The organism is Bacillus sp. 11C (genome assembly GCF_055486375.1).
The window spans coordinates 26,616-48,415 of record NZ_JBUPVZ010000004.1; the positions used below are offsets into that span (position 1 = coordinate 26,616).

The window sequence follows — 21,800 nt, forward strand, 5'->3', positions numbered from 1 at the left end:
TTCAGCTTTTTCAACGTTTTTTTCAGAAAATTTAAATTGGCTTGAGAAAAATATTGATTTCACCTTCTTTTTTAGGCGCAGCATAGATTAAATAACAGATAAAGAGAATAACACTTATAAAGCGGTTCCTCATAAAAACGGCTTGTTTTCCGCTATAGGGACTGCTCTTCTATGTTTTTCAGGTATAGGCGGTTGAAAGCTTAACAATTTTTTCTTTCGAAAATTTAATTTAAACTTTTGGCACATAAAACACGAATAATTTTTACACTATAGATGGACCCAGTTACCGAAAAACATAAAGGGATTTAATTATAATTATGTATTCTTCATCCAGTATCGATTTAAAACTAAAACAAAGTTTCCAGTCTTTATTTCCTGAATACGCATCAAAGCTTGAAACTTAAAGTGATCATTCCACCTTCTCATCATGCACATAATTCGGAAAGCCCTTTGTGGCTTTCTTCTTATTTCTCGGATTGTTTGTCATTGAGTAAAAAAATTAGTACCTCTTCAATTTCCTTTTCTAAGTCATTATTATTTAAATCGAATAATGTTCCACAACCGCTTCCTATAAATCCATCGTAGTAATACCATAAATCACTTGTAAATGCGTTCATATCTTCAGCTTCATTGGCTGTTACAGTTCCATAATTAATTATGATTTGGGAACGGTATTCTTTTTCCAAGCACCTCTCAGCTGTTAAATCACTAATCACATCTCCATCTATATCTCTACAAATTTTGATGCTAAGGTTACGTTTGCCCTGACTTTCAAAAACATCTGTATATTTACGTTGCAGTTTTTCTGCTACTACTTCCCCTAAGCCTTCCAACGCATATATTTTTTGTTTTAATTCTAGATTTATATTCTTATCTAGAATATGCAAATAGCCATCAGCGTCTGGACTTTGATTTTTCTGTATCTTGAATAAACGACTTAAAGCTTTCCGCACAGCGTTGTCCTCCTTACAGGGAACTCTCGGCTATAGTGGCTGATATACCCACTATGGTATATACAGGATACTTTATATTTGGGACATATTCAAAACTGCTTAGATAGCGAGCTTTCAGGAGTGCCAATACATAAAATCAATTTATGAAGATTAGGCTGGCATTGCTGACCAATCAATTGATCTTGATTAAAATTGCTTCTTTAACGAGTGTATTCTTGGTAGCTTGGAGGAGGCCGACTTATCTACATAGAAGAATCTTAGAACATGATTTGGCTAATGTTATTTCAATATCAAATTCCATTATGTCTTAACAGAAGACGTCATGACCTTAGATATTTATCAAAAGAAGATTTTAAAGATGAGTTATCCTCTGTTGAGAATAAGCGCAAAAACTGCAGGCGAGATGATGAAAATTCAGCGGCAGAATACGGTCTAAAATAAGCAAACGAACAAATGATTTAGACTGATTATCAAACACTCATGAAGGCAAGAGAAAAAGGCAAAAGAGCCCCTACCTATATTTTTTGCATGCTGAATATAATTCTCAACTAAGATAGATATAGTTAGTGCTTAACCGTACTATAATTTCACTTTACAAATAAGTTTTTTTAAAACTCTTATTTTATTTAACTGAGAGATTGGTATTCCACTTTAAAATTAAGCTTTTATTAGTACTGGAAGTAATAGAAATTGTACTTTTGATCAAATACTACTTCACTGCTACATTGCTGTAAACATAAGTTTGTTATTAAAAACAGAAATTAATTCTGTATCAGTTTATTCAATATGTTAATTTTACTTTGGTCTTTATTATTCTTCTTTGTTCTTCTATAGCCATCTAACAAAGACTTATTATAAATCTTGAGGTAATCATCAATAGTTAGCAAATGATATCTCGCTCCGTAATCTTCAAAAATCTCTAGGTTATTATAGTCTACATCTGCAAATGGTTTTAAATCCTCTATGTACGCAATGCCTATTTTAGTATTAGTTTTCCTAAATTCATGCTCATGTAAATCAACCATTTTATAGCCTTGCAGTTCCATAATTTTTTTTAGTCTTTCCCACTTTTCCTCTAAAAAAATTAAAGGAATAAGGATATCAATATCTTCTGGTGAAAAGTCCACCCCAGTTACCTTTTCAAGACCTAAAGAGCCATATAATAATGGAATAATGTCTAACTCTTTATTAAGAGTTTTAGCTATATTTATAAATTCATTATATAATTTCATTTTTTATATCCCCAATATGTAGTGATTCATTATTTAAGCATTAATTGCCCCTTGAAGTTTCAAGTCCTCAAATTCTTCCATATGGTGAATATCCCCAAACTCATTTAACCCCTTTTTTCTAATCAGAAAGATTGAAGCATTAGCACTTAGAATTGGTTTGGCTGCACTGGGCTCTTTTTTAAAAAATAGCCTGCATTTTTACAATTAACGATTCTTTTATCTAAAAAGCTTTGAATACTGAATTAAAGAATATTAGCAATATAATGATGGCTAGTACAACAACAATCTCAAAAGTATGTGAACTGCCATCTTTTTTTTCTTGTTCTGTCTTCTCTCTCATTTGTTCCCTATATTTTCTTTGTATTTCATCCTTTTTTCTATTCACCTTACTCGACCCCTTTCAAAATACAGTAAAGCCATTCTGAATTATTCTTCATGAGGTCAAATCCAATTTTTACCGTTATTCCTTGAATGTATCATGAGCTTGTAGATTGTGATAACTTAGATTGCTGTCTTTGCCTTGTTTTGCAGAAACACTGAGTCCCAGACCCAAAAGATAAAAGCAAATGAAATGCTAAATAAGTAAATTTCATATGATAATAGAATCCCTAAGGTGTTCATTGGATCAGTGATTAAAGCGAAGAATAACCATACTAAGAAGGAAAAGAATAAGTATATGAGTAAATATTTCAGGTAAAACCTTTTTGGTTTACGATTTAAGAAGTATTGTACAGGGGCTGCAAAGATTAAATAAAAGATATAGAGAATAGCACTTATTAGAATGTATGGATAGTAGCCATCATAATTAATGCCAAAAACATAAACAGCAGCAGCTGATAACGCAGACAAGACATGAACAATAAAGATCCTTAAAACTTGCATGTTTATAACCCCTTTCATGATGAATGCTTCTACAACATTATCTAGATCCTTCCTTAAAATCCCTTACAATATATGTTTTAACTTAAACAATTTGAAATATCACAAACATTGCAACTTCTGCTACAAGCAAATAAATCATATATCTAGCATAATTAAACACGTTTTCATCAGCATTTTTTTCTTTTTTAAAAGTCCAAGCAAATAATCCTAATATAGTTGCCACTAACACGATTTCAGTTATTGTTAAAATTGACATACTTTCCTCCCAAATAAGTACCAAATATAGACCAGAGTTTATGATGGCGAAAATTTACTTAGTTTCTTCAAAGCAATAATGACAATAAACTGAGTTGTTATCTTCATATCTAATGTATGTATCTTAGATTAAGGAGTTTGTATAGCCAGCTGTTTTGAGTATCGCTTTACTTATCATAATCATATCCTTCTGGATATCATAATCTGTTTGAAGATCCAAATTAACTTTAAACGCTGCATGTAAGTCAAAGAACGAATTATCAAATTTAAATTTTAAGAGTTTTCATTGCAATCCCCCGATCTGTTTCCTTTATTATACAGTGAGGTCATATCTAATTAAAACTGCTGTTTTATTCAGAACTTACAAGTTCCCCATCTGATTTTAGCTCACCTATTTTTTCTCTGGTTTTATTAAACAACGTAATTTCAGCTTTGGTGGCTATACGCTTAATTGACTCTTTAGCCCAATCATTTGTGTACATATTACGCACTTGACCGTCTTTGACATACAACGTTTCAGATTTGGCAAGAGCATCTGACCTATGCGGTAGGCTTGGTAAGATTTTAATTATATTTATTTCCGTGCTCCCTTCTTCATCAGTGTATTCAAGAGCGTAGTATTGGCCGACCTTAACCTCCATCACTTTTTCTCTCCATTCTGTGTGAAATTATTGTTCATTCTTGTCTCTAAGTAGTTCAAAATTAATCAACGGGATGTATAAGTCTTTGTCTGATAAATTTAATTTGTTTCTAAATTATTTAATTGCTTCATCTTGTTCTTTAAAATAATGTTTGGCATTTTTCTATTCTCCTTTTTATATAATGTTTTAATACACACTAAATTGGGTAAAAATTTGTAGAGGTGATTTCTTTGAATAATGATCATAAAGTTACTCATTACTCATCATTTATTTTTTCAACAATCATGGTTTTGCTGGTCGCCATCTTTCCACAATACACTTCTTGGTTTGTAACAGTTTTCTTTCTAGGTTTTGCACTTATTTATACATTCCAAAGACATAAAACAAGTTCTTCAAAAGCAATTTCTTATATTTCGTATTTATTATTCATCGTTTCATTGACTTACACTTTAGTCAATATGTAGTATTAATCCTCCCTTTCTGGAAGGATTTTTTGTTTAAACTTATTTATCAGCAGCTTTTGGGCCACCTCTTTTCTTGCGATCTTTGTCTTCATAAATTGTAACATTGTGGCGTGTCATTAGTGTCGCCCCGGTCATTTTAAACTCTTTACGATCTTTAAAATAAACAACAGGATATTCGCCTAAAATAACCATATTTGCTAAACCCGCTAAGTAAGATGACCATCCCCCTTAAGGTAATAAGAAGACAAATGAATTCTTATCTGTAGAACGACAAGGAAATAAAGATACTATAATAACTTACAATCAAGCCAAAACATCCAAATAAAAAAGCTGGTTATAATTATTATAAAAATCAATAGGAACTTATAAAGAGGGATTGCTATGGCAAAATTATATACATGTTTAATTTGCGGATATAAAGGATTAATTCAAAACCCCTTAAACAATGATGGTGAGTATCAAAAAACATTTGATATCTGCCCTTGTTGCGATTTTGAATACGGCTACAGTGAAGATCATGACGTAAGCTTAGGTTTTATAGTAACTCCAGATCACTTAATTGAAGCTGCAATTCAGTTATACCGAAAACAGTGGATTGAGACTGGAATGAAAATTGCAAATCATGAAGATATTCCAGAAGAATTAAGAAACGGTGACTGCTTAAAATTCGAAGTGTTGTTAAAGCAATTGAATAGCCTAAATCTCGATACAGAAAACTTTGAAATTAAGGGGTTTAATGGTTATTAACGCAGATTCAAGCCCCAATTTTGGGGGCTTTCTTATTATAGTACAGTCTACCAGAAAACTGTTGAATGTATAAATATATTCAAAAACCCTAAAGGATGATGAACATGTGTGGCAGGTTCACTTTATTCTCTGAGTTTGATGACATCATTGAGCAATTCAACATAGATCAATTCTTCCCCGAAGATGAATATTACCCAAGCTATAATATCGCTCCTTCACAAAACATCCTGACAATTATCAACGACGGATTAAACAACCGTCTGGGCAAACTTAGATGGGGTCTTATCCCTCCTTGGGCTAAAGACGAAAAGATCGGCTATAAAATGATCAATGCCCGAGCTGAAACATTGTCCGAAAAACCAAGCTTTAGAAAACCGCTCTTCAGCAAACGTTGTATCATACCCGCTGACAGTTTTTATGAATGGAAACGCCTTGATCCAAAGACTAAGATCCCTATGCGGATTAAGCTTAAATCATCCAACCTCTTTGCTTTTGCAGGATTATATGAAAAGTGGAACACACCAGAAGGCAATCCGTTGTATACTTGCACAATTATCACAACAAAGCCTAATGAGCTTACGGAAGACACTCATGATCGGATGCCGGTTATCCTTACTAATCACAATGAAAGGGAATGGCTCAACCCTAAAAATACTGATCCTAATTATCTGCAAAACTTACTGCAGCCATACGATCCCGATGACATGGAAGCATACCGGGTTTCATCTTTAGTGAACTCACCTAAAAACAATTCACCTGATCTTATTGAAGCCCATTAAGTCCCACTGCCATATCGCTTTTATATCACTTTCGCTTAGCGAATATGTTCTAAGCAGGAGGTGATATTTTGTTTGTACCGCCAATGTTATTGCATTTGATAAAGGAACCGCTTGATGACGAGAACTATATCACTGAGCTGAAAGTATCTCAATAAATGGTAATGTACAATATTAAAAAATATATCCACGTACTTATATAACATGCGTTTTTACCTAATTCATTACGTGTACATAATTATGTCATTGTACATAAATAGCCGATGTTACCTCGAATATATTTGTACAGAAATTTCTCAATGATAATAAATGGTTAGGGGGTAGTGGCTTCATGCCACCCGGGACCAACGCCGCTGAACTTCGAAAGTTTAAAAACTGCATTTAGGTAATCTATGGTAATTTAAAAATGTAGCTTTGAAATAAGGTTTGAGCAAAAATACCTTACAAACCCTTATTTTACGATAAATAAATAGAAGCCATTTTGAAAAAAGATTGATCAAAATGGCTTCTTCTTCATTAGATTTTAGTTTGGTTTTTATAAAAAAGATTAATCATTTTCTACCTATGTTGTTCAACAATCGCGCCCGTTTGTTGAAGACCATTAACAGAGTTTTTCTATTGCGTTTCCTTTTACTCGGGTTCTAATAATTTTGCTTTGTTGTATAAAAGTTTCGGATTTAATAATACTAGGCCGCCCCATAGCGACTCCTTGAATAATCTTATAGCTGTTCCAACCATCTTTTAACGGGTAGAACACCTTATTTTCGGTTAAATATGCCCCTAATGCAGATGCGGCTACACCAGTTGCCGGATCTTCGTTGTATCCAGCTCTCCTAGGAAATTGACGTGCCTGGACATATTGCTTGCTTTCCTGCTCAATGGCAAAAGGATAAAACCCAGTAGTGTTAAACTCATCACATAATTTCCAAAGGTATTCAAAATTAGGTTTAAGATTGTTAAGAGTTCCCACGCTTTTTAAAGGAATAATTAGTTTATAACGAGACGTAGAGACAGATTGAATAGGAAAATTATTTATGTCATCTATTCCAATACATAATGCTTTACATATTTCTTCTACTGTAGGATTTACATTCAAAAATTGGGGGGAGAATTGATCCACATTAACATCTAAATTCGATCCTTTTACTTCCCATTCAACTTTAACAGGCCCTAACATTGTCTCCACTATAGTCGGTGAATATTTTATCATACCTCGGTTAACGAGAACTGTAATGCTTCCTATAGTCGCATGGATGCACATTTCCATCTCATGTAATGGAACAAAGAAACGAATCTTTACATCACAATCAGAACGAGTTGATTTTAAAACGAAGGCTGATTCATGAGCAAAATCCTTTGTCATCTTTTGCATTTTATCTGTTGTTAAACTATCTGCATTCAAAACAACAGGACACGGGTTACCTCCACCGTTTTCCAGAGAAAACACTGTTGTATTTACAACTTCATAACACAATTTTCTAACACCTCCTTTGCTTTAAGCTTCATTTTAACATCATTTTCCTTCCTAAAAGTTCCTGTTGATCTTCAACAATATGGCCCTTTAACGGAACAACTCTATTGTCACTCAACAGTTTTTTAATCCACTTTCAACTTCAGATGTTCTTTTTCTTTCAATATAAAAACACCCCTTTAGATAACCAATCCAAAGGGGTGAAACGGTGCAACTTTTCCAGATTAAGCTATATACTCGTCACAACAATGAAATAACAAGCAAGTTTCCAGAACTCTTGGACTTAGATATTCCAGATGGAACAGTACTCGATGGTGAAGTTATTGTAGCTGCCCCAGGTGGTGCTCCTGACTTTGAGGCTGTAATGGAACGTTTTATGTCCAAAAAATCAGACCATAAGATTGTTTACTGTGTCTTTGATGCTATCTACAAAGACGGTCAGTCAATTGCGGTTAAGCCGCTCAGTGAGCGTAAGATAGCTCTGAACTCACTTGAACGGAATCATCCTAGTAGATAACAACAAAAGTGGGTTTACGAACAGTTTGAAAACTATATTATTGAAACTTAATATACTTTCACCCTTCTTTATTCCATTAAAGGGCCATATTGTGGAGGATCACCGAAGGAGAATAAAGGCTGAATAATTGCGAGGGAATGGAAGAAGGCTAATCGTTAAAACGGGGCGCATATTCTGGAACAAATAGCACTTTTGTTGAATAAGGAAGCGCATTCTATTACACTAGGAAATAGGTTTAACGGGAATATTCTTAAATAAACTTTTTGAGGGGTATTACTATGACTAACTATGCCAATCAAGTTGTTTTAAACGTTCGTTTCAAAGTTAAAGCAGGCAAAAAAGAAGCTTTTCGAAAATCACTTTATTCACTTGTTGAAGTGATGTCAAACGAACCTACCTTTATAAATGCTATTATAAGTGATGATATTGAAAAACCAGATGATCTTGTAATTTATGAAATCTGGCAAGGTACAAAAGACAGTTGGTTACAGGAAGAATTGCCAAAGCCTTATCGAAAAAAATATGAAGAAGTTGTTGGTGATCTGCTTGAGGATAGAATAATAAGTTGGTTAACCCCAAACGGAGAATGGGGAAGTAATTTAACGAATGTCAGTCGCTGATTTAAACTTGGCCAGTTAAGAAAAACTGTTTATAGTCGCTGTTTTTTAAGGTGCTTTCAACTTTAAGGACGTTTTCTAATATGTCCTTCATTGATTCTTTCATCATCTTCAATTACCAAGCTAATCAACTGATAACTACCTCTGTTGGAATCCCCCCTTGTCTATAAGCTATGAAGATCGCAACTTTGTTCAGAAAAAGGGCGCGATTGCGGAGTGAAAAAAGCCCAATTTTTCAAATTCAATACTTAGAAATTGGGCTTTTAAATATTAGCATTTTCCTGACCTTACGCTACCCCTTATTAAGTTTGCATTTCTAATTTTCTTAATATTGCTCAATTTCAATAATATCTCCTAATTTTAAAACATGTTTTTTAGTCGAGTAATCAACAATTCGCAATTCTCTTTTTGCATGTCAAACCCTTTGATAAGGACGTACATGTTACTATCATCAAATTTAATATCATTCAACAACATTTCACTATTGCCTGCATAGAATTTTGAAAGGTGTTTTCTTATTTAGATTTTCACCAAAAAAGCTACTTTTCCATTGTATGAGACAGCAACGATAATATGAATATACCAAAACATGATCGGCAGAAACTAACTCAAAACGAATGTCTTAATCCTCTGTATAGTTTTTTCATTGATTCCTTCTATTCTTAAGATTTTAACACATTACCATTCTTGTCAAGATGATATTAAGAATAAACAAGAGAGGAAATTAAAGTTTGTTTTACATGAAGTCTTTAAGTTGATCTAAAATCATCTCAGTATCTTCGTTTTTGGACTTTCCTACCTCCTGAGCAGCTTCTCAAACTATAGTTCTTAAATTGTTCGACTTTATTTGGTGTGTGTACGAAGAAACAATTGATATCAATACATCAGCCAATTCAAAAGCCATATCACCTTTTGCCCTATGGAATTTTCTCTAATAATGTGCAGTATCCACACTAGGTCTTCGAGATCTTGGATTGGAAAAAGAGAAATTTTATGAAACTCCATAGAATTCTTACTAACCAATATTTTTTCGACTTCTTCTTTCTGTATAGCATCAGGATCATTTAGATTAATAGTATGAATTTCATCAAAATCTAAGTTATCGTATTCATGAATTTCATCTTCGCATTCATATGTGTATAGCTTAGATAAAAATTCATCAAATAAGTCTGCAATCCTAAAGTCTGTATTTAATTCAAGGTCAAAATACTGTACAGGTGTATTCTCATTAGTTTGGCGATAATCTAATGCAACCCATTTGTGTCATCTCCCTGTATGAACAACAGTTTTTGTGGTAGCCCCTCAACTTCAATATGGTCGTCTGACCAAGATGTTTCCTAATTTCTTAGGAACGCATTAAAATTAAATCAATCCACCATTTTGTTATGATCAAATTTTTATATTCTTGAGGCAAAGTTAAATTCAACTTCACTGATGTCCTTTAACCTTAAAAGGATCATATTCAATGTTCTCCCTTAATGACTCTCATTTATTACCTCCTATAGGTTGTGTAATAAATACACCAATACATATACGCTTCTAAATTTGTAATATTTTATGTCCTCAATCGCAGAGTTAGATTTCTAACTTCAAATATGTTTGGTCATAATTTGGTCATTGACCAAAAATACTAATTCCTCATTCTATTAATCAAAATCAAAAAATCCCTTGACACCAATAGTGTCAAGGGATTGAGAGATTAATACTGAGACATATACTGTTCGCGTTCCCAAGGATGTACTTGCGTGCGGAACATATCCCATTCGATTTCTTTTGATTCGATGAAGTGTTCGAATAGGTGCTCGCCTAGCGCTTTGACCATGACTTCGTTTGATTTGAATTCTTCTAGCGCTTCCGCAAGTGTTGCTGGAAGGTCAACGATTCCGTTTTCCATGCGCTCTTCTTTGTTCATCACGTAGATGTTACGGTCGATTGGAGCTGGCGCTTCCAGTTTGTTTTTGATTCCGTCTAAGCCTGCAGCAAGCAATACGCTGAGTGCAAGGTACGGGTTAGCAGCTGGGTCTACGCTTCGTACTTCAACACGTGTGCTGATGCCGCGGGAAGCCGGGATACGGATAAGCGGGCTTCTGTTTTGCGCGCTCCATGCTACGTAGCAAGGTGCTTCATAGCCAGGGACAAGACGTTTGTAAGAGTTCACAGTCGGGTTTGTTACTGCTGTAAAGCTTGTTGCGTGCTTCACGATACCTGCAATGAAGTGTTTCGCTGTTTCACTTAACTGAAGATCTGCGTTTTCGTCATAGAATGAGTTAACGCCATCTTTGAAGAGTGAGAGATTGCAGTGCATACCGGAACCGTTCACACCGAACAACGGTTTTGGCATAAATGTCGCATGCAGACCGTGTTTGCGGGCAATTGTTTTGACGACTAGTTTAAACGTTTGGATATCGTCGCAAGAGCGGACAGCACCAGCATATTTAAAGTCGATTTCGTGCTGGCCAGGCGCTACTTCGTGGTGAGACGCTTCGATTTCAAAGCCCATCTCTTCAAGCTCAAGTACGATATCGCGGCGGCAGTTTTCTCCCAAGTCAGTTGGAGCCAAGTCGAAATATCCGCCTTTGTCGTTTAGTTCAAGCGTCGGCTCGCCTTTTTCGTCTAATTTGAATAAGAAGAATTCAGGCTCAGGTCCGAGGTTGAAATCACTGAAGCCGAGATCTTCCATTTCTTTCAGAATCCGTTTTAAATTGTTTCGCGGGTCACCTTCGAAAGGTGTGCCATCCGGATTGTAGATATCACAGATGAAACGTGCTACTTTACCTTTTTCAGCTGTCCATGGGAAGATAACAAATGTATTCAGATCTGGATACAGGTACATATCTGACTCTTCGATGCGAACGAATCCTTCAATAGAAGAACCGTCAAACATGACTTTATTATCAAGCGCTTTTTCAAGCTGGCTTACAGGAATTTCAACGTTCTTGATTGTTCCAAGAATGTCAGTAAACTGAAGACGGATATACTTCACGTTTTCTTCTTTTACTAATTTTACGATATCTTCTCTAGTGTACTTTGCCATTTCGTAAAACTCCTCCTCTTAAAAGGTAAATGTATATAGCAAAACAGTTGCTAACGGATTAATGAAAGAAGCGGGACATGTCGCCTTGGCGGAATGTATTCCCTCGTTGAAAACGGCCGGCTTGCATGAGCTCGTTTTTCAGGAGCTGTCTTAGTTCGTCATCGGACAGATCATGTTTCATTGGTTTTTTCGTCTTCTCGTTTTGTTTTTGCTCTGGTTCGGCTTCTGCTTTCGCCAGAATTTGTTTAATTCCTGCCATGTTTACACCTTGTTCTATCAGGTGCTTGATTTCTAACAGTTTATCTACATCATGGAACGAAAATAATCGTCTATTCCCTTCGCTTCTCGCTGGAAATATCAGTCCATTTTCCTCATAATATCGAATTTGCCTTGCTGATAACTCAGTTAACTGCATGACAATTCCTATTGGAAATAAAGGCATTGAGCGGCGAATATTATCACTCATCTCAATTTCCTCCTTTTCTTAACTTAGTTTCATTATAGGTGATGTTATATTTTGTGTCAATAAGATGTAAGGATTCTTAACATCAAATTCAGTGAAATTTTTAAAAAATTTAAATTAATTGCTTTTCCATGAGTGAATCCACTGCACTGCAGATGGCATTCTTCACATGCGAATAGGTTAATCCTCCCTGAACATACGCTACATACGGCGGGCGGATAGGGCCATCTGCTGATAATTCGATGCTTGCTCCTTGAATAAATGTGCCTGCTGCCATAATGACATCATCTTCGTACCCCGGCATGTAGGCCGGATAAGGGGTCACGTGCGCATTGATCGGTGATGCATATTGAATCGCCTGGCAAAAGGCAATCATCTTTTCTCTGTCAGAAAACTCAACAGATTGAATCAAATCCGTTCTTTTCGCATCCCATTTAGGGTTTGAAGTAAAGCCTAGTTTTTCTAGGAACCTTGCTGTAAACACAGCTCCCTTTAAACTTTGCGACACAACGTGAGGCGCCAAAAAGAAGCCTTGATACATTTCTTGGAGCGAATAAAGAGATGCCCCTGCTTCCCTGCCGATGCCCGGTGACGTCATACGGTATGAGCAAGCTTCAATCCATTTCGCTTTCCCAACGAGATAGCCGCCTGTTTTCGCAAGGCCGCCGCCGGGATTTTTAATGAGAGACCCCGCCATCAGATCGGCTCCGACATGGCAAGGCTCAAGCTCCTCCACAAATTCTCCGTAACAGTTGTCCACAAAGACGATCAGGTTTTCATTGATTTCTTTTACGAAACGGATCATTTCTTTTATTTCACTGATTAAGAAAGAAGGACGATTCGCATATCCTTTTGAGCGCTGAATGCCGATTACTTTCGTCTTCGGATTGATCGCAGCAGCGACTGCATCATAGTCTATTTTACCGTCTTCCGTCAGATCAACCGCATTGTAGCCGATTTGAAAATCCTTTAATGATCCAGCGTTTTCTCCGCCTCTGACGCCCACAATTTCTTCTAGCGTATCATAGGGCTTACCCGTGATATAAAGGAGCTCGTCCCCCGGTCTGAGAACACCAAAAAGAGCAATTGAAATGGCGTGTGTGCCTGAGATAATTTGCGGTCTTACCAATCCCGCTTCTCCGCCAAACACATCCGCATAAATGCTTTCAAGCGTATCTCTTCCGATATCATCATAGCCGTATCCAGTAGACGGCGTGAAATGAGTGTCGCTTACTTTGTGTTTTCTATAGCTTTGAAGCACTCTCCATTCATTGCGCTCACTGATTTCTTCTATTTGTTTATGAACGCCGGCAATGTCCGCTTCCACTTCCATTGCCGTTTTTTTCAATAATTCTCCGTGTGTTAATGTGTCAAACATGTTTTTGTATTTCCTTCCTACATATACTTCTTTAATTCACCGATGATGCTTTGCTCTTCTTGTACATAACCTGATATGTCGTACCGTTCATTTTCTTCATCAAAGCAGAACCGGTCAACCATCGTTTCCGATTTGATTCTGGAAAGAAGCTTCCCTTCACTTGCCGGCACACGTGCTTCAAAAGACGTTAACAGCTCTTGGCGCAAATAGCGCTGAATCGCTTCTTTAAACGTATAGGCGTCTTCCTCAAATTTCGCACTGACCATAATATGATCTCTCCCGGCCGTCGGAATAAAGTCAGGCAGCTTTTGATCACGCTTATTGTAAGCCGTCAGCATAGGGATGTCATCGGCTTCAAGTTCCTCAAGCAACCGAAGCACCGTTTTTTCGTGTCCCGGGTAATCCTCATTTGAGGAATCAATCAAATGCAAGATCAAATCCGCTTCTTTGACTTCCTCAAGTGTTGACCGAAATGCAGCAATCAGTGTCGTCGGAAGATCCTGAATAAATCCTACTGTATCTGACAGAAGTACGCTGTAGCCGCTTGGAAGGACCAATTTTCTGGTCATCGGGTCCAGTGTGGCAAACAGCAGGTCTTCTTCATAGCTGTCTGCACTTGTCAAGCGGTTGAACCATGTAGATTTCCCCGCGTTTGTGTATCCGACAAGCGCAATTTGAAGCACGCCATTTTTCTTTCTTCTTTCACGGTATCGGCTTCTATGGCGAGTGACAGTCGAGAGCTGTGTGTTGATTTCATGAATACGATTTCTGATATGGCGGCGGTCGGTTTCCAGTTTTGTTTCCCCGGGACCTCTCGCCCCGATTCCTCCGCCTTGCCGGGAGAGATTAATTCCTTGCCCCGTCAGACGCGGAAGTGCATATTGCAGCTGAGCCAGTTCAATCTGGAGTTTGCCTTCTCTCGTTCTCGCCCGCTTTGCGAAAATATCTAATATCAATTGCGTGCGGTCAATCATTTTCACTTCAATTGCAGTTGCCAATGACTTCAATTGACTCGGCGACAGCTCATCATTAAAAATAAGGAGATCAGCTTCAAGCTCTTCCACCAATGCCTTCAGCTCTTCTACCTTTCCTTTTCCTATATATGTAGCGGCGTCAGCCCTGTTCCTTTTTTGAGTGACGCTGGTCAATACGGTTCCGTCTGCTGTTTTTGTCAGAGATGCAAGCTCTTCCATAGAATTTTCAAAATGCTCATCCGTGATATGCGGCAGCTGACATCCGACTAAAATGGCTTTTTCCTGTCTTGTTTCCTGTTCGTTCAAATGGATGTTCCTTTCTTTTGCATATTGGGCAGTAGTATTATCATACCAAACCCTGCATGTGTATACCACAAATCGACTGCTTTGAAAAGTTAGAAATACAACAAAAAACAGACCTCTCGATAGCTGAGAGGCCTATACGGAGCCAGATGCTTCTTCTTTAATGGAAAGATCTTGGCTTTTAATGGTCATCAAGTCGCTCTTTAAGTATTGATCGCCCATTAAAAGCCTCATGGCTTGCGCTCTGATCGATTTTTCGATTACATTTCTGACAAAACGGCCATTGCTGAATTTAATGGGACTTGTCGTACTTTTCACTGTCATTAAGTAATCTTTCAATTTCCATTCCGCTTCTTGACTGAGCTGGTATTCTCTTTCTGCGATCATTCGTTTCGCTATCTCCATGAGCTGGGTGACAGAATAATCCGGAAAATCAATAGAGATGGGAAATCTTGATTGGAGACCGGGATTTAATGAGAGAAAATGATCCATTTCCCGAGAATATCCGGCGAGGATCAAAATAAACTCATGCTGTTTATCTTCCATATGCTTGACGAGCGTGTCGATCGCTTCTTTCCCAAAGTCCTTTTCGCCGCCTCTTGCCAGCGAGTAGGCTTCGTCTATAAACAAAATGCCTCCTAATGATTTTTTGATTAAATCTCTCGTCTTTTGGGCGGTGTGGCCGATATATTCCCCGACCAGATCAGCCCGCTCTGCTTCTATCAAGTGGCCTTTTGACAAGACATTCATTTCAAAGAACAGCCTTCCGATCAGCCGAGCAACCGTCGTTTTTCCTGTTCCCGGATTTCCTTTAAACATCATGTGCAGGGCTTGCTTCCCCACCTTCAAGCCTTGCTCTGCGCGTTTTTGGTTTACAAAAATCCAAGCGTATATTTCCTTGATGTTACGCTTCATTTCCTCCATCCCAACCAACGTGCTCATCTCTTTTTCCATTTCCTTTAAAATACCGTGCTTCGCTTCGTTTTTTTGCAATGCAGCTTGATATTCCGCCTCTGCCTCAGCATTCGTCAGCACCTGCTTTTGTCCGTTAAGAATAATGTTGATCTGTCCGTTGTTTTTATATGTCACAGCGCGCTCCAACATTTTCACCTCTCTGTTCTCTCTATATGATATTCAAGCGGATGCCCTTTGTGACAAACGCCTATCATGTGTCGAAACAATTGCTTTTATCGGGAATGATAAGGAATCTTGCGCTTTCCCGAGAAATACTTTATTTCTTATTGTATTCAAGGACATGGGGTGGACAAACCAAGAGATTTTGTTTTTAACAATTTTGTAAGGAACACCGGAGATATGCCTTTGACAGATAAACCTCATATCACTATTTACTCAATATCAGGTTTCTATCATCCCTTGAGGGACATTTCCTATATCGCTTTTAACAGCTCAAACGAATTTGTCAGCGGAAGAGCCCACCCGAGCTCCTTTGCGCACCCTGTTTAGCATGGCGCTTTCGGTTTTGAACAGGAACCAAGCCAAAACTCGGTTAATTTGACGCCCTCATTCGGCCTAAGATACCCGAGACATTTCTTTTTCTTCTATTAATAAAGAGATGTCTTCAGCGACACGTTTTCCTTCCCTTTTTCTTCTCAGCATATAAGGAGCTCTGCGCATTCATTTACGTTTCAAATTTCTGACGCAAAGCCGAAGACCAGATGGAATCAGCGGAAATCAAGCCGCCCCCATCATACTAATACTCACAAACAAATGATTTTTTCACATTTTTCATTCAGAGAGAATCTGCTGTCGCTTCATGTTGAATTGTGCGCTTTCCCGAGAAATAATTTCCGCATGTGAAAGGGTTATTTCCTCATTTTTCAGACGAATGATAATCGTACAAGCAGAAGCCGTGTTTTTTCATATCCTGTAATGAGGTGATAGAGAATGGTTAAAATTTTTATTGACGCTGGCCATGGCGGCTCTGATCCAGGCGCAACAGGAAATGGCCTTCAAGAAAAAACGTTAACCCTGCAAATCGCTTTAGCTTTGCGTACGATATTGACAAATGAGTATGAAGGCGTTTCTTTGCTGCTGAGCCGGACAAGCGACCAATATGTCAGCTTAAGCGACCGGACGAATGCTGCAAATAACTGGGGTGCAGATTTCTTTTTGTCCATTCACATTAATGCCGGGGGAGGCACAGGTTTTGAAAGCTATATTTACCCGGGTGTGGGGGCCCCGACGACGATTTACCAATCTGCGATTCACTCTGAAGTGATACAAGCTGTCAACTTTGCAGACCGCGGCAAAAAAACAGCAAACTTCCACGTCCTAAGGGAGTCGGCAATGCCTGCCCTATTGACTGAGAACGGATTCATTGATACCGTAGCGGATGCGAATAAGCTGAAAACAAGCAGCTTTATTCAAAGCTTAGCGAGAGGCCATGCAAACGGATTGGAGCAAGCCTTTAAGCTTAAAAAGACCTCCAGTTCAAGCTTATATAAGGTTCAGGTCGGCGCATTTAAAGTAAAAGCAAATGCGGACTCACTCGCAAGCAGTGCCGAAGCTAAAGGCTTTGACACGATTGTCCTTTTAAAGGACGGATTATACAAAGTACAGATTGGCGCATTTTTATCCAAAGCCAATGCAGACGCACTTGCTGTAAGAGCGAGAAATGCCGGCTTTGACGCTATTGTGATTCTAGAATCATAGTCTAGACGTGGACGAGCGTCTCATAAAAAACCCGGCTCCTCATCGTGAGAAACCGGGTTTTTTTATTCAAGAATATCAACAACAAATTGGGACCATGTTTCCAGACGGTTATAGATGTCGTCCCGTTTTAATTCAGAGACTTTCATCCATTTTCCCGCAATTTGCTCTTTCTCTTTGACTTCCACTTGTGAACCAGACTTTAATTGAAGCGCAGACAGAATACCGATATGCACTTTGCCGACACTGTTCTCATCATCATTGATGAGCCCCAGAGTGACAATCGCCTGTTTATCCTCTTCGTTGATTTGCAGTTCTTCGTCAAGCTCACGGTCTGTGTTGAGCTTTAAGACTTCTGAAAATGAGGCTGCTCCTTCAATAGAGTTCATATGACCTCCAAATCCGAGAGAAAGTTTATTGTGCAGACGTGATTCTCCGCCGCCGGCCAGCCGCTCGTAAAGGAAAACTTCATCTTCCCGCTTAATGACGACATAAGGAATCGGCTGCTTATAATGAGGATCTTCTTCTGCATCTCCCCTTCTCATTTCACGATAGCCCGCTTCGATCTGAGCCATGATTTCTGCTACTCTGCTATCTTCACTGTTCACACCCTGGAAGGTTAAGCTTTCTTTCTTAAACACGTCATCGCGCGGGGCGACCAATATTATTTCGTCCATTTTTCCCATGATTACTGCGTCCTCCTCATTTGTACCTTCAAGCCGAAAAGAGCAGATATTAGATCTGCTCTTTTTCATCTCCAAAATAAAAGTCATCGTCTTTGAGCGGCTCAACTGTCGCTTTTTTATAACCGTTACCCTTCATAGAGAAGAAGTCATGTGATTTTGTTTTTGTATTTAATCCATTTAAAACGATCGGGTTAATGTCTTCCTCTTCAAAGTATGGATCGAATCCAAGATTCATCAGCGCTTTATTGGCATTATAGCGGATGAATTTCTTTACATCGTGTGAGAGTCCGACTTGATCGTACAAGTCCTCTGTATACTCAAGCTCATTTTCATATAACTCATCCAGAAGGTTGATCGCAAACTCGCGAAGCTCTGCTTTTTTCTCTTCTGTCTGCTTATTATAAATTTCCTGAGCAAGCAGACCCACATAAACGCCGTGAATCGCTTCATCACGAAGGATCAGGTTAATGATTTCACCGCTCTGCATCAGTTTTCCTTGTCCGTAGAAATATAACGGATAATAGAAACCGCTGTAGAAGAGGAAACTTTCCAAATAGACGGAAGCAACCATCGCTTTGAATAGTGAAATCTCATCATCTTTTTGAATGGCTTTGTAAAGTCCGACGATGACTTGCGCTTTTTTCTGCAAATATTTATTTTGCTTAACCCATTCGAATACTTCATTAATCGTTTCAGTCGGTGCCAGAGTCATGAAAATATTAGAGTACGACTTCGCATGGACAGCGTTCTCCATCATCGCCATAAAGTTCAGCACCGCTTTCCGCTGGTGGCCGTCTACGTGTTCAGCCACGATCGGCATCCCCGTATTCCCCTGCTCTGTATCAAGAAGAGTCAGTCCGGCCAGCACCTTCATATAAGTGTCCTGCTCGTTTTTCCCGAGGTACTTCCATGTGAGGAGATCGCCGTTTAAAGCAATCTCTTCCGGAAGCCAGAACTGCTTCACGTTTTGGTTATAGAACATTTGGGTAAAATCGTCTTCATGCTTTGACCAGTTTGCTGCGTCATAAATTTTCGTCACTATAAACTCTCCTTTAATCAAACAACACAAGAAAGGCAGCTGTCTTGCCCAGTATCTTTCGTTCTTGCATAGTAAATGGTTTTAATTCCTCTGTGATGTGCATACAGATCGATTCGGTTTAAATCACGAGTCGTCATTGTATCTTTTAAGAACAACGTGAAGCTGATTCCCTGATCAATGTGCTGCTGGATAGTCCCGATCATATCCACAACCTTAAACATGTCCATATCGTAGGCTTCTTTATAGAAGAACCAGTTATTAGATGCAAGCCCAGGCATTGGGTAGTACGTTTTTGAGTTCCCGTATGTTCTTTCTTCAATCCGTTCCATAATCGGCATGACAGACGCCGTGCTTGATTGAACGTATGAGATAGAGCCTGTCGGCGCAATGCATAATCTGTAGCTGTGGTACATGCCGTGTTCAGCCACAAATGCTTTTAGCTTTTCCCAGTCCTCTGCTGTCGGGATATGCATACCTTCAAATAGAGTAGCGATTTTTTCGTATTTCGGTGAGAAATCTGTTGAAACGTATTTTTCGAAATATTCACCTGTCGCATAGGTTGATCCTTCATATTGATCAAACGTTTCGCCCTTCTCTTTTGCGATTTCCGCTGAGCGCTGGATGGAGTAGAAGTTCACCATCATAAAGAACGTGTTTGCAAAGTCACGCGCTTCCGGACTTTCATACGCAATGCCATTTTGCGCAAGATAGCCGTGAAGGTTCATAGCGCCGAGACCGATTGATTTCATCGCTTTATTTGCCCGTCTTACAGCAGGCGCGTTGCGGATATCAGTCGTTTCAGACACGTGTGTTAAAGAGTCTGTCGCAAGCTTAACCGTCTTTTCGATTGATTTGTGCTCCATGACATTGAGAATGTTAAGTGAACCCAGGTTGCAGGAAATATCCAAACCAATTTCATCTTCTACGTCATAGTCTGTGTATGAAGAAACCTGTGATGCCTGAAGCACTTCAGAGCAAAGGTTAGAAAATTTCACCTTGGAAATATGGTTATTCGCATGCACTTTATTCACGTTATCTTGGAACATGATGTATGGATAGCCTGATTCAGAACGAAGCATCGCCAGTTTTTCAAGCAATTTACGCGGGTTGATTTTTTCCTTTTTCACCCGGGGATTGTCGACAAATTGGTCGTACATTTCGTTCATGTCCAGCTCATCCATGTGCTGGCCGTACTCTTTATAAATCGTGTGCGGATAAAATACGTAAGCCGCTTTGTCCTCACGCGCAAGCTCAACGAATTTATCCGGAATGACAACACCGATAGAAAGCGTTTTGACACGTACATCTTCATCCGCTGAAATCTTTTTCGTATCAAGAAAATCATTGATATCGCGGTGGAATATGTTTAAGTACGCCGCTCCAGATCCTTGTCTTTGTCCCATTTGGTCAGCGTAGCGGAACGCGTTATCAAGAAGCTTCATCACGCCTACAACGCCTTTTGTGGCATTTTCAACATCTTTAATGGCTTCACCTTTGGCGCGAAGCTTGGACAGGTTAAGAGAAACCCCGCCGCCCAGCTTAGAAAGCTGCATGGAGATATCGATCGCTCTTGAAATGTCGTTTAAAGAATCATTGACTTCGAGCAAGAAGCAGCTCACCAGTTCACCGCGGCGTTTTCTGCCGGCGTTCAAAAATGTCGGTGTGCTCGGCTGATATTCCTGATTGATCATCAGGTTCACATATTCTTTTGCTTTCTCAGTGTCGCCGTTTGCGAAGAACAGCGCAACAATTGAGATTCGGTCCTCATAACGCTCGAGGATTTTTTTCTTGTCATTCGTCTTCAAAGCATAGTCATTATAGAATTTAAACGCACTCATGAAGGAAGGAAAACGAAACTTCTTAGCGTAAGCTGTCTTAAACACGTCTTTAATGTCTTCAAAAGAATAAAGGCTTAAGAATTCCTCTTCGTAGTATTGGTTTTCAATCAAATAATCCAGCTTCTCTTTTAAGTCGTGAAAGAAAACTGTGTTTTGGTTGATATAGTCTACAAAATAGCTATGTACAGCCTCTTTATCCTTATCAAACTGGAATTTTCCATCTTTTTGGATCATGATTTCGTTATTTAACTGGATCCATTTTGGCACTTGATTTTGTGACAACTCTTTCTACCTCCTGAGTAAACAATTCAACGTCTTTAGATGTGCCGCTGAGTTCAAATTTGTGCAAGATCGGCACCTGATATTGTCTTGAAATGGTATCGGCGCTTTTTGCAAAGTTATCGCCCCATACTTTATTGCCGCTCGCAGCGACTCCTAATAAAAGATGGGCGTATTTTTCGAGAAATGATTGTGTTGATGCCGGTACCTGACCGAAGTTCGTCGTGTAGGTGACCAAAACAAACGGAGTGTCCATGTGGTCAATGTCGTCCACCTTGCGTATCTGCTGAAAGTCTATTTTATTCACAAACCGCTGAACATTCCCTGTTTTCGAATCAAATATGATTTGTACCACGTTTTATCACGACCTATCAAAAAATATGAATCTCTCATCACTAACACTATATATAGTATACTATCCTCTAGCAAAAACACAATATATAGATTTGTTTTCGTGAAAAATTCATATTTTGATCAAATCAGGCAAATGGGCAGGCTCATCAGGGCCCAAAAAAGAGAGCAGAACGAGAATGATCTCTCGTCCTACTCGGGGTGTCGTTTTTAAGCCGATGTATATCATA

Annotated in this window: 22 protein-coding genes and 4 pseudogenes; 8 read left to right on the forward strand and 18 right to left on the reverse strand. The window is 38.6% G+C overall.

The features are described from left to right. Positions 1-464: 464 nt before the first annotated feature. From ACY3LV_RS07365 to ACY3LV_RS07395, 7 genes and pseudogenes are all read right to left on the reverse strand, one after another. Complete coding sequence (locus ACY3LV_RS07365) at positions 465-953, reverse strand: hypothetical protein (protein ID WP_333560381.1); 489 nt, start codon at positions 951-953, stop codon at positions 465-467. Between the two features lie 761 nt (positions 954-1,714). After that, entirely contained in the window at positions 1,715-2,185 is a 471-nt protein-coding gene (locus ACY3LV_RS07370; RefSeq protein WP_333560382.1) for a hypothetical protein, read from the reverse strand. A 220-nt stretch (positions 2,186-2,405) separates the two neighbouring features. Continuing rightward, a complete protein-coding gene (locus ACY3LV_RS07375; RefSeq protein ID WP_202327644.1) occupies positions 2,406-2,570 on the reverse strand; it encodes a hypothetical protein in 165 nt (54 codons plus the stop codon). Between the two features lie 116 nt (positions 2,571-2,686). Next, the gene (locus tag ACY3LV_RS07380) at positions 2,687-3,085 is read right to left on the reverse strand and encodes a UPF0715 family protein (protein ID WP_333517481.1); all 399 of its coding nucleotides are present in this window, start codon (positions 3,083-3,085) and stop codon (positions 2,687-2,689) included. Positions 3,086-3,149: 64 nt separating this feature from the next. Continuing rightward, entirely contained in the window at positions 3,150-3,323 is a 174-nt protein-coding gene (locus ACY3LV_RS07385; RefSeq protein ID WP_333517482.1) for a hypothetical protein, read from the reverse strand. A 349-nt stretch (positions 3,324-3,672) separates the two neighbouring features. Next, entirely contained in the window at positions 3,673-3,963 is a 291-nt protein-coding gene (locus ACY3LV_RS07390) for a hypothetical protein (protein ID WP_148961744.1), read from the reverse strand. A 30-nt stretch (positions 3,964-3,993) separates the two neighbouring features. After that, positions 3,994-4,086, reverse strand: a pseudogene (locus ACY3LV_RS07395) (hypothetical protein); the annotation flags it as partial. Between the two features lie 107 nt (positions 4,087-4,193). Here ACY3LV_RS07395 and ACY3LV_RS07400 point away from each other — a divergent pair. Then, positions 4,194-4,427, forward strand: coding sequence for a hypothetical protein (locus ACY3LV_RS07400; protein ID WP_148961745.1), 234 nt, complete (start codon positions 4,194-4,196; stop codon positions 4,425-4,427). Positions 4,428-4,466: 39 nt separating this feature from the next. Here ACY3LV_RS07400 and ACY3LV_RS07405 read toward each other — a convergent pair whose 3' ends face one another. Beyond that, positions 4,467-4,619, reverse strand: a complete 153-nt coding sequence (locus ACY3LV_RS07405) for a hypothetical protein (protein ID WP_252400935.1) — start codon at positions 4,617-4,619, stop codon at positions 4,467-4,469. 43 nt (positions 4,620-4,662) lie between these two features. On the opposite strand from ACY3LV_RS07405, the pseudogene ACY3LV_RS07410 reads away from it, so the two are divergent. The 4 genes and pseudogenes from ACY3LV_RS07410 to ACY3LV_RS07425 form a co-directional block, all read left to right on the forward strand. Then, positions 4,663-4,786: pseudogene (locus ACY3LV_RS07410) on the forward strand (SAR2788 family putative toxin); the annotation flags it as partial. 22 nt (positions 4,787-4,808) lie between these two features. Further along, a complete protein-coding gene (locus ACY3LV_RS07415) occupies positions 4,809-5,174 on the forward strand; it encodes a hypothetical protein (protein WP_464863589.1) in 366 nt (121 codons plus the stop codon). Between the two features lie 104 nt (positions 5,175-5,278). Next, complete coding sequence (locus ACY3LV_RS07420) at positions 5,279-5,953, forward strand: SOS response-associated peptidase (RefSeq protein ID WP_464863590.1); 675 nt, start codon at positions 5,279-5,281, stop codon at positions 5,951-5,953. A gap of 68 nt (positions 5,954-6,021) precedes the next feature. Further along, a pseudogene (locus tag ACY3LV_RS07425) lies at positions 6,022-6,096 on the forward strand (hypothetical protein); the annotation flags it as partial. A gap of 455 nt (positions 6,097-6,551) precedes the next feature. Here ACY3LV_RS07425 and ACY3LV_RS07430 read toward each other — a convergent pair. Then, on the reverse strand, positions 6,552-7,424 hold the full coding sequence (locus ACY3LV_RS07430) for a PhzF family phenazine biosynthesis protein (RefSeq protein WP_464863591.1): 873 nt from the start codon (positions 7,422-7,424) through the stop codon (positions 6,552-6,554). A gap of 217 nt (positions 7,425-7,641) precedes the next feature. Here ACY3LV_RS07430 and ACY3LV_RS07435 point away from each other — a divergent pair. Further along, positions 7,642-7,932: pseudogene (locus ACY3LV_RS07435) on the forward strand (ATP-dependent DNA ligase); the annotation flags it as partial. Between the two features lie 284 nt (positions 7,933-8,216). After that, on the forward strand, positions 8,217-8,558 hold the full coding sequence (locus ACY3LV_RS07440; protein WP_148961749.1) for a putative quinol monooxygenase: 342 nt from the start codon (positions 8,217-8,219) through the stop codon (positions 8,556-8,558). Between the two features lie 1,696 nt (positions 8,559-10,254). Here the strand turns inward: ACY3LV_RS07440 and glnA are convergent. The 5 genes from glnA to spoVK all read right to left on the reverse strand — a co-directional run bounded on the left by glnA (position 10,255) and on the right by spoVK (position 15,811). Further along, positions 10,255-11,589: a type I glutamate--ammonia ligase gene (gene glnA / locus ACY3LV_RS07445; protein ID WP_087991491.1), complete on the reverse strand. Its 1,335-nt coding sequence runs from the start codon at positions 11,587-11,589 to the stop codon at positions 10,255-10,257. Between the two features lie 58 nt (positions 11,590-11,647). Further along, the gene (gene glnR, locus ACY3LV_RS07450; RefSeq protein ID WP_003238341.1) at positions 11,648-12,055 is read right to left on the reverse strand and encodes a transcriptional repressor GlnR; all 408 of its coding nucleotides are present in this window, start codon (positions 12,053-12,055) and stop codon (positions 11,648-11,650) included. Positions 12,056-12,164: 109 nt separating this feature from the next. Beyond that, complete coding sequence (locus tag ACY3LV_RS07455; protein WP_041907108.1) at positions 12,165-13,430, reverse strand: methionine gamma-lyase family protein; 1,266 nt, start codon at positions 13,428-13,430, stop codon at positions 12,165-12,167. 17 nt (positions 13,431-13,447) lie between these two features. Further along, positions 13,448-14,710 carry a GTPase HflX gene (gene hflX, locus ACY3LV_RS07460; protein WP_333560386.1) on the reverse strand — a complete coding sequence of 421 codons (1,263 nt, stop codon included), beginning with the start codon at positions 14,708-14,710 and terminating at the stop codon, positions 13,448-13,450. Positions 14,711-14,842: 132 nt separating this feature from the next. Continuing rightward, positions 14,843-15,811, reverse strand: coding sequence for a stage V sporulation protein K (spoVK, locus tag ACY3LV_RS07465; protein ID WP_148961936.1), 969 nt, complete (start codon positions 15,809-15,811; stop codon positions 14,843-14,845). A gap of 801 nt (positions 15,812-16,612) precedes the next feature. On the opposite strand from spoVK, the gene ACY3LV_RS07470 reads away from it, so the two are divergent. After that, on the forward strand, positions 16,613-17,380 hold the full coding sequence (locus ACY3LV_RS07470; protein ID WP_464863592.1) for an N-acetylmuramoyl-L-alanine amidase: 768 nt from the start codon (positions 16,613-16,615) through the stop codon (positions 17,378-17,380). A 62-nt stretch (positions 17,381-17,442) separates the two neighbouring features. On the opposite strand, the gene ACY3LV_RS07475 is transcribed toward ACY3LV_RS07470, so the two are convergent. The 4 genes from ACY3LV_RS07475 to nrdI are packed head-to-tail and all read right to left on the reverse strand — an operon-like array spanning position 17,443 to position 21,574. After that, positions 17,443-18,063 carry a hypothetical protein gene (locus ACY3LV_RS07475; protein WP_464863593.1) on the reverse strand — a complete coding sequence of 207 codons (621 nt, stop codon included), beginning with the start codon at positions 18,061-18,063 and terminating at the stop codon, positions 17,443-17,445. Positions 18,064-18,112: 49 nt separating this feature from the next. Further along, positions 18,113-19,102, reverse strand: a complete 990-nt coding sequence (gene nrdF / locus ACY3LV_RS07480; RefSeq protein WP_087991483.1) for a class 1b ribonucleoside-diphosphate reductase subunit beta — start codon at positions 19,100-19,102, stop codon at positions 18,113-18,115. A 17-nt stretch (positions 19,103-19,119) separates the two neighbouring features. Continuing rightward, positions 19,120-21,222, reverse strand: coding sequence for a class 1b ribonucleoside-diphosphate reductase subunit alpha (gene nrdE / locus ACY3LV_RS07485; RefSeq protein WP_464863594.1), 2,103 nt, complete (start codon positions 21,220-21,222; stop codon positions 19,120-19,122). Then, a complete protein-coding gene (gene nrdI / locus ACY3LV_RS07490; protein WP_087991481.1) occupies positions 21,182-21,574 on the reverse strand; it encodes a class Ib ribonucleoside-diphosphate reductase assembly flavoprotein NrdI in 393 nt (130 codons plus the stop codon). The genes nrdE and nrdI overlap by 41 nt, the downstream gene beginning before the upstream one ends. Positions 21,575-21,800: the final 226 nt, after the last annotated feature.

What these genes read in the sequence shown, in the direction of transcription:
- ACY3LV_RS07390 (WP_148961744.1), bottom strand. Translation starts at nt 3,963, where the DNA reads ATGGAGGTTAAGGTCGGCCAATACTACGCTCTTGAATACACTGATGAA.
- ACY3LV_RS07385 (WP_333517482.1), bottom strand. Translation starts at nt 3,323, where the DNA reads ATGTCAATTTTAACAATAACTGAAATCGTGTTAGTGGCAACTATATTA.
- ACY3LV_RS07420 (WP_464863590.1), top strand. Translation starts at nt 5,279, where the DNA reads ATGTGTGGCAGGTTCACTTTATTCTCTGAGTTTGATGACATCATTGAG.
- ACY3LV_RS07440 (WP_148961749.1), top strand. Translation starts at nt 8,217, where the DNA reads ATGACTAACTATGCCAATCAAGTTGTTTTAAACGTTCGTTTCAAAGTT.
- ACY3LV_RS07405 (WP_252400935.1), bottom strand. Translation starts at nt 4,619, where the DNA reads ATGGTTATTTTAGGCGAATATCCTGTTGTTTATTTTAAAGATCGTAAA.
- spoVK (WP_148961936.1), bottom strand. Translation starts at nt 15,811, where the DNA reads ATGTTGGAGCGCGCTGTGACATATAAAAACAACGGACAGATCAACATT.
- ACY3LV_RS07415 (WP_464863589.1), top strand. Translation starts at nt 4,809, where the DNA reads ATGGCAAAATTATATACATGTTTAATTTGCGGATATAAAGGATTAATT.
- ACY3LV_RS07370 (WP_333560382.1), bottom strand. Translation starts at nt 2,185, where the DNA reads ATGAAATTATATAATGAATTTATAAATATAGCTAAAACTCTTAATAAA.
- glnA (WP_087991491.1), bottom strand. Translation starts at nt 11,589, where the DNA reads ATGGCAAAGTACACTAGAGAAGATATCGTAAAATTAGTAAAAGAAGAA.
- ACY3LV_RS07380 (WP_333517481.1), bottom strand. Translation starts at nt 3,085, where the DNA reads ATGAAAGGGGTTATAAACATGCAAGTTTTAAGGATCTTTATTGTTCAT.
- ACY3LV_RS07475 (WP_464863593.1), bottom strand. Translation starts at nt 18,063, where the DNA reads ATGGGAAAAATGGACGAAATAATATTGGTCGCCCCGCGCGATGACGTG.
- ACY3LV_RS07470 (WP_464863592.1), top strand. Translation starts at nt 16,613, where the DNA reads ATGGTTAAAATTTTTATTGACGCTGGCCATGGCGGCTCTGATCCAGGC.
- ACY3LV_RS07455 (WP_041907108.1), bottom strand. Translation starts at nt 13,430, where the DNA reads ATGTTTGACACATTAACACACGGAGAATTATTGAAAAAAACGGCAATG.
- glnR (WP_003238341.1), bottom strand. Translation starts at nt 12,055, where the DNA reads ATGAGTGATAATATTCGCCGCTCAATGCCTTTATTTCCAATAGGAATT.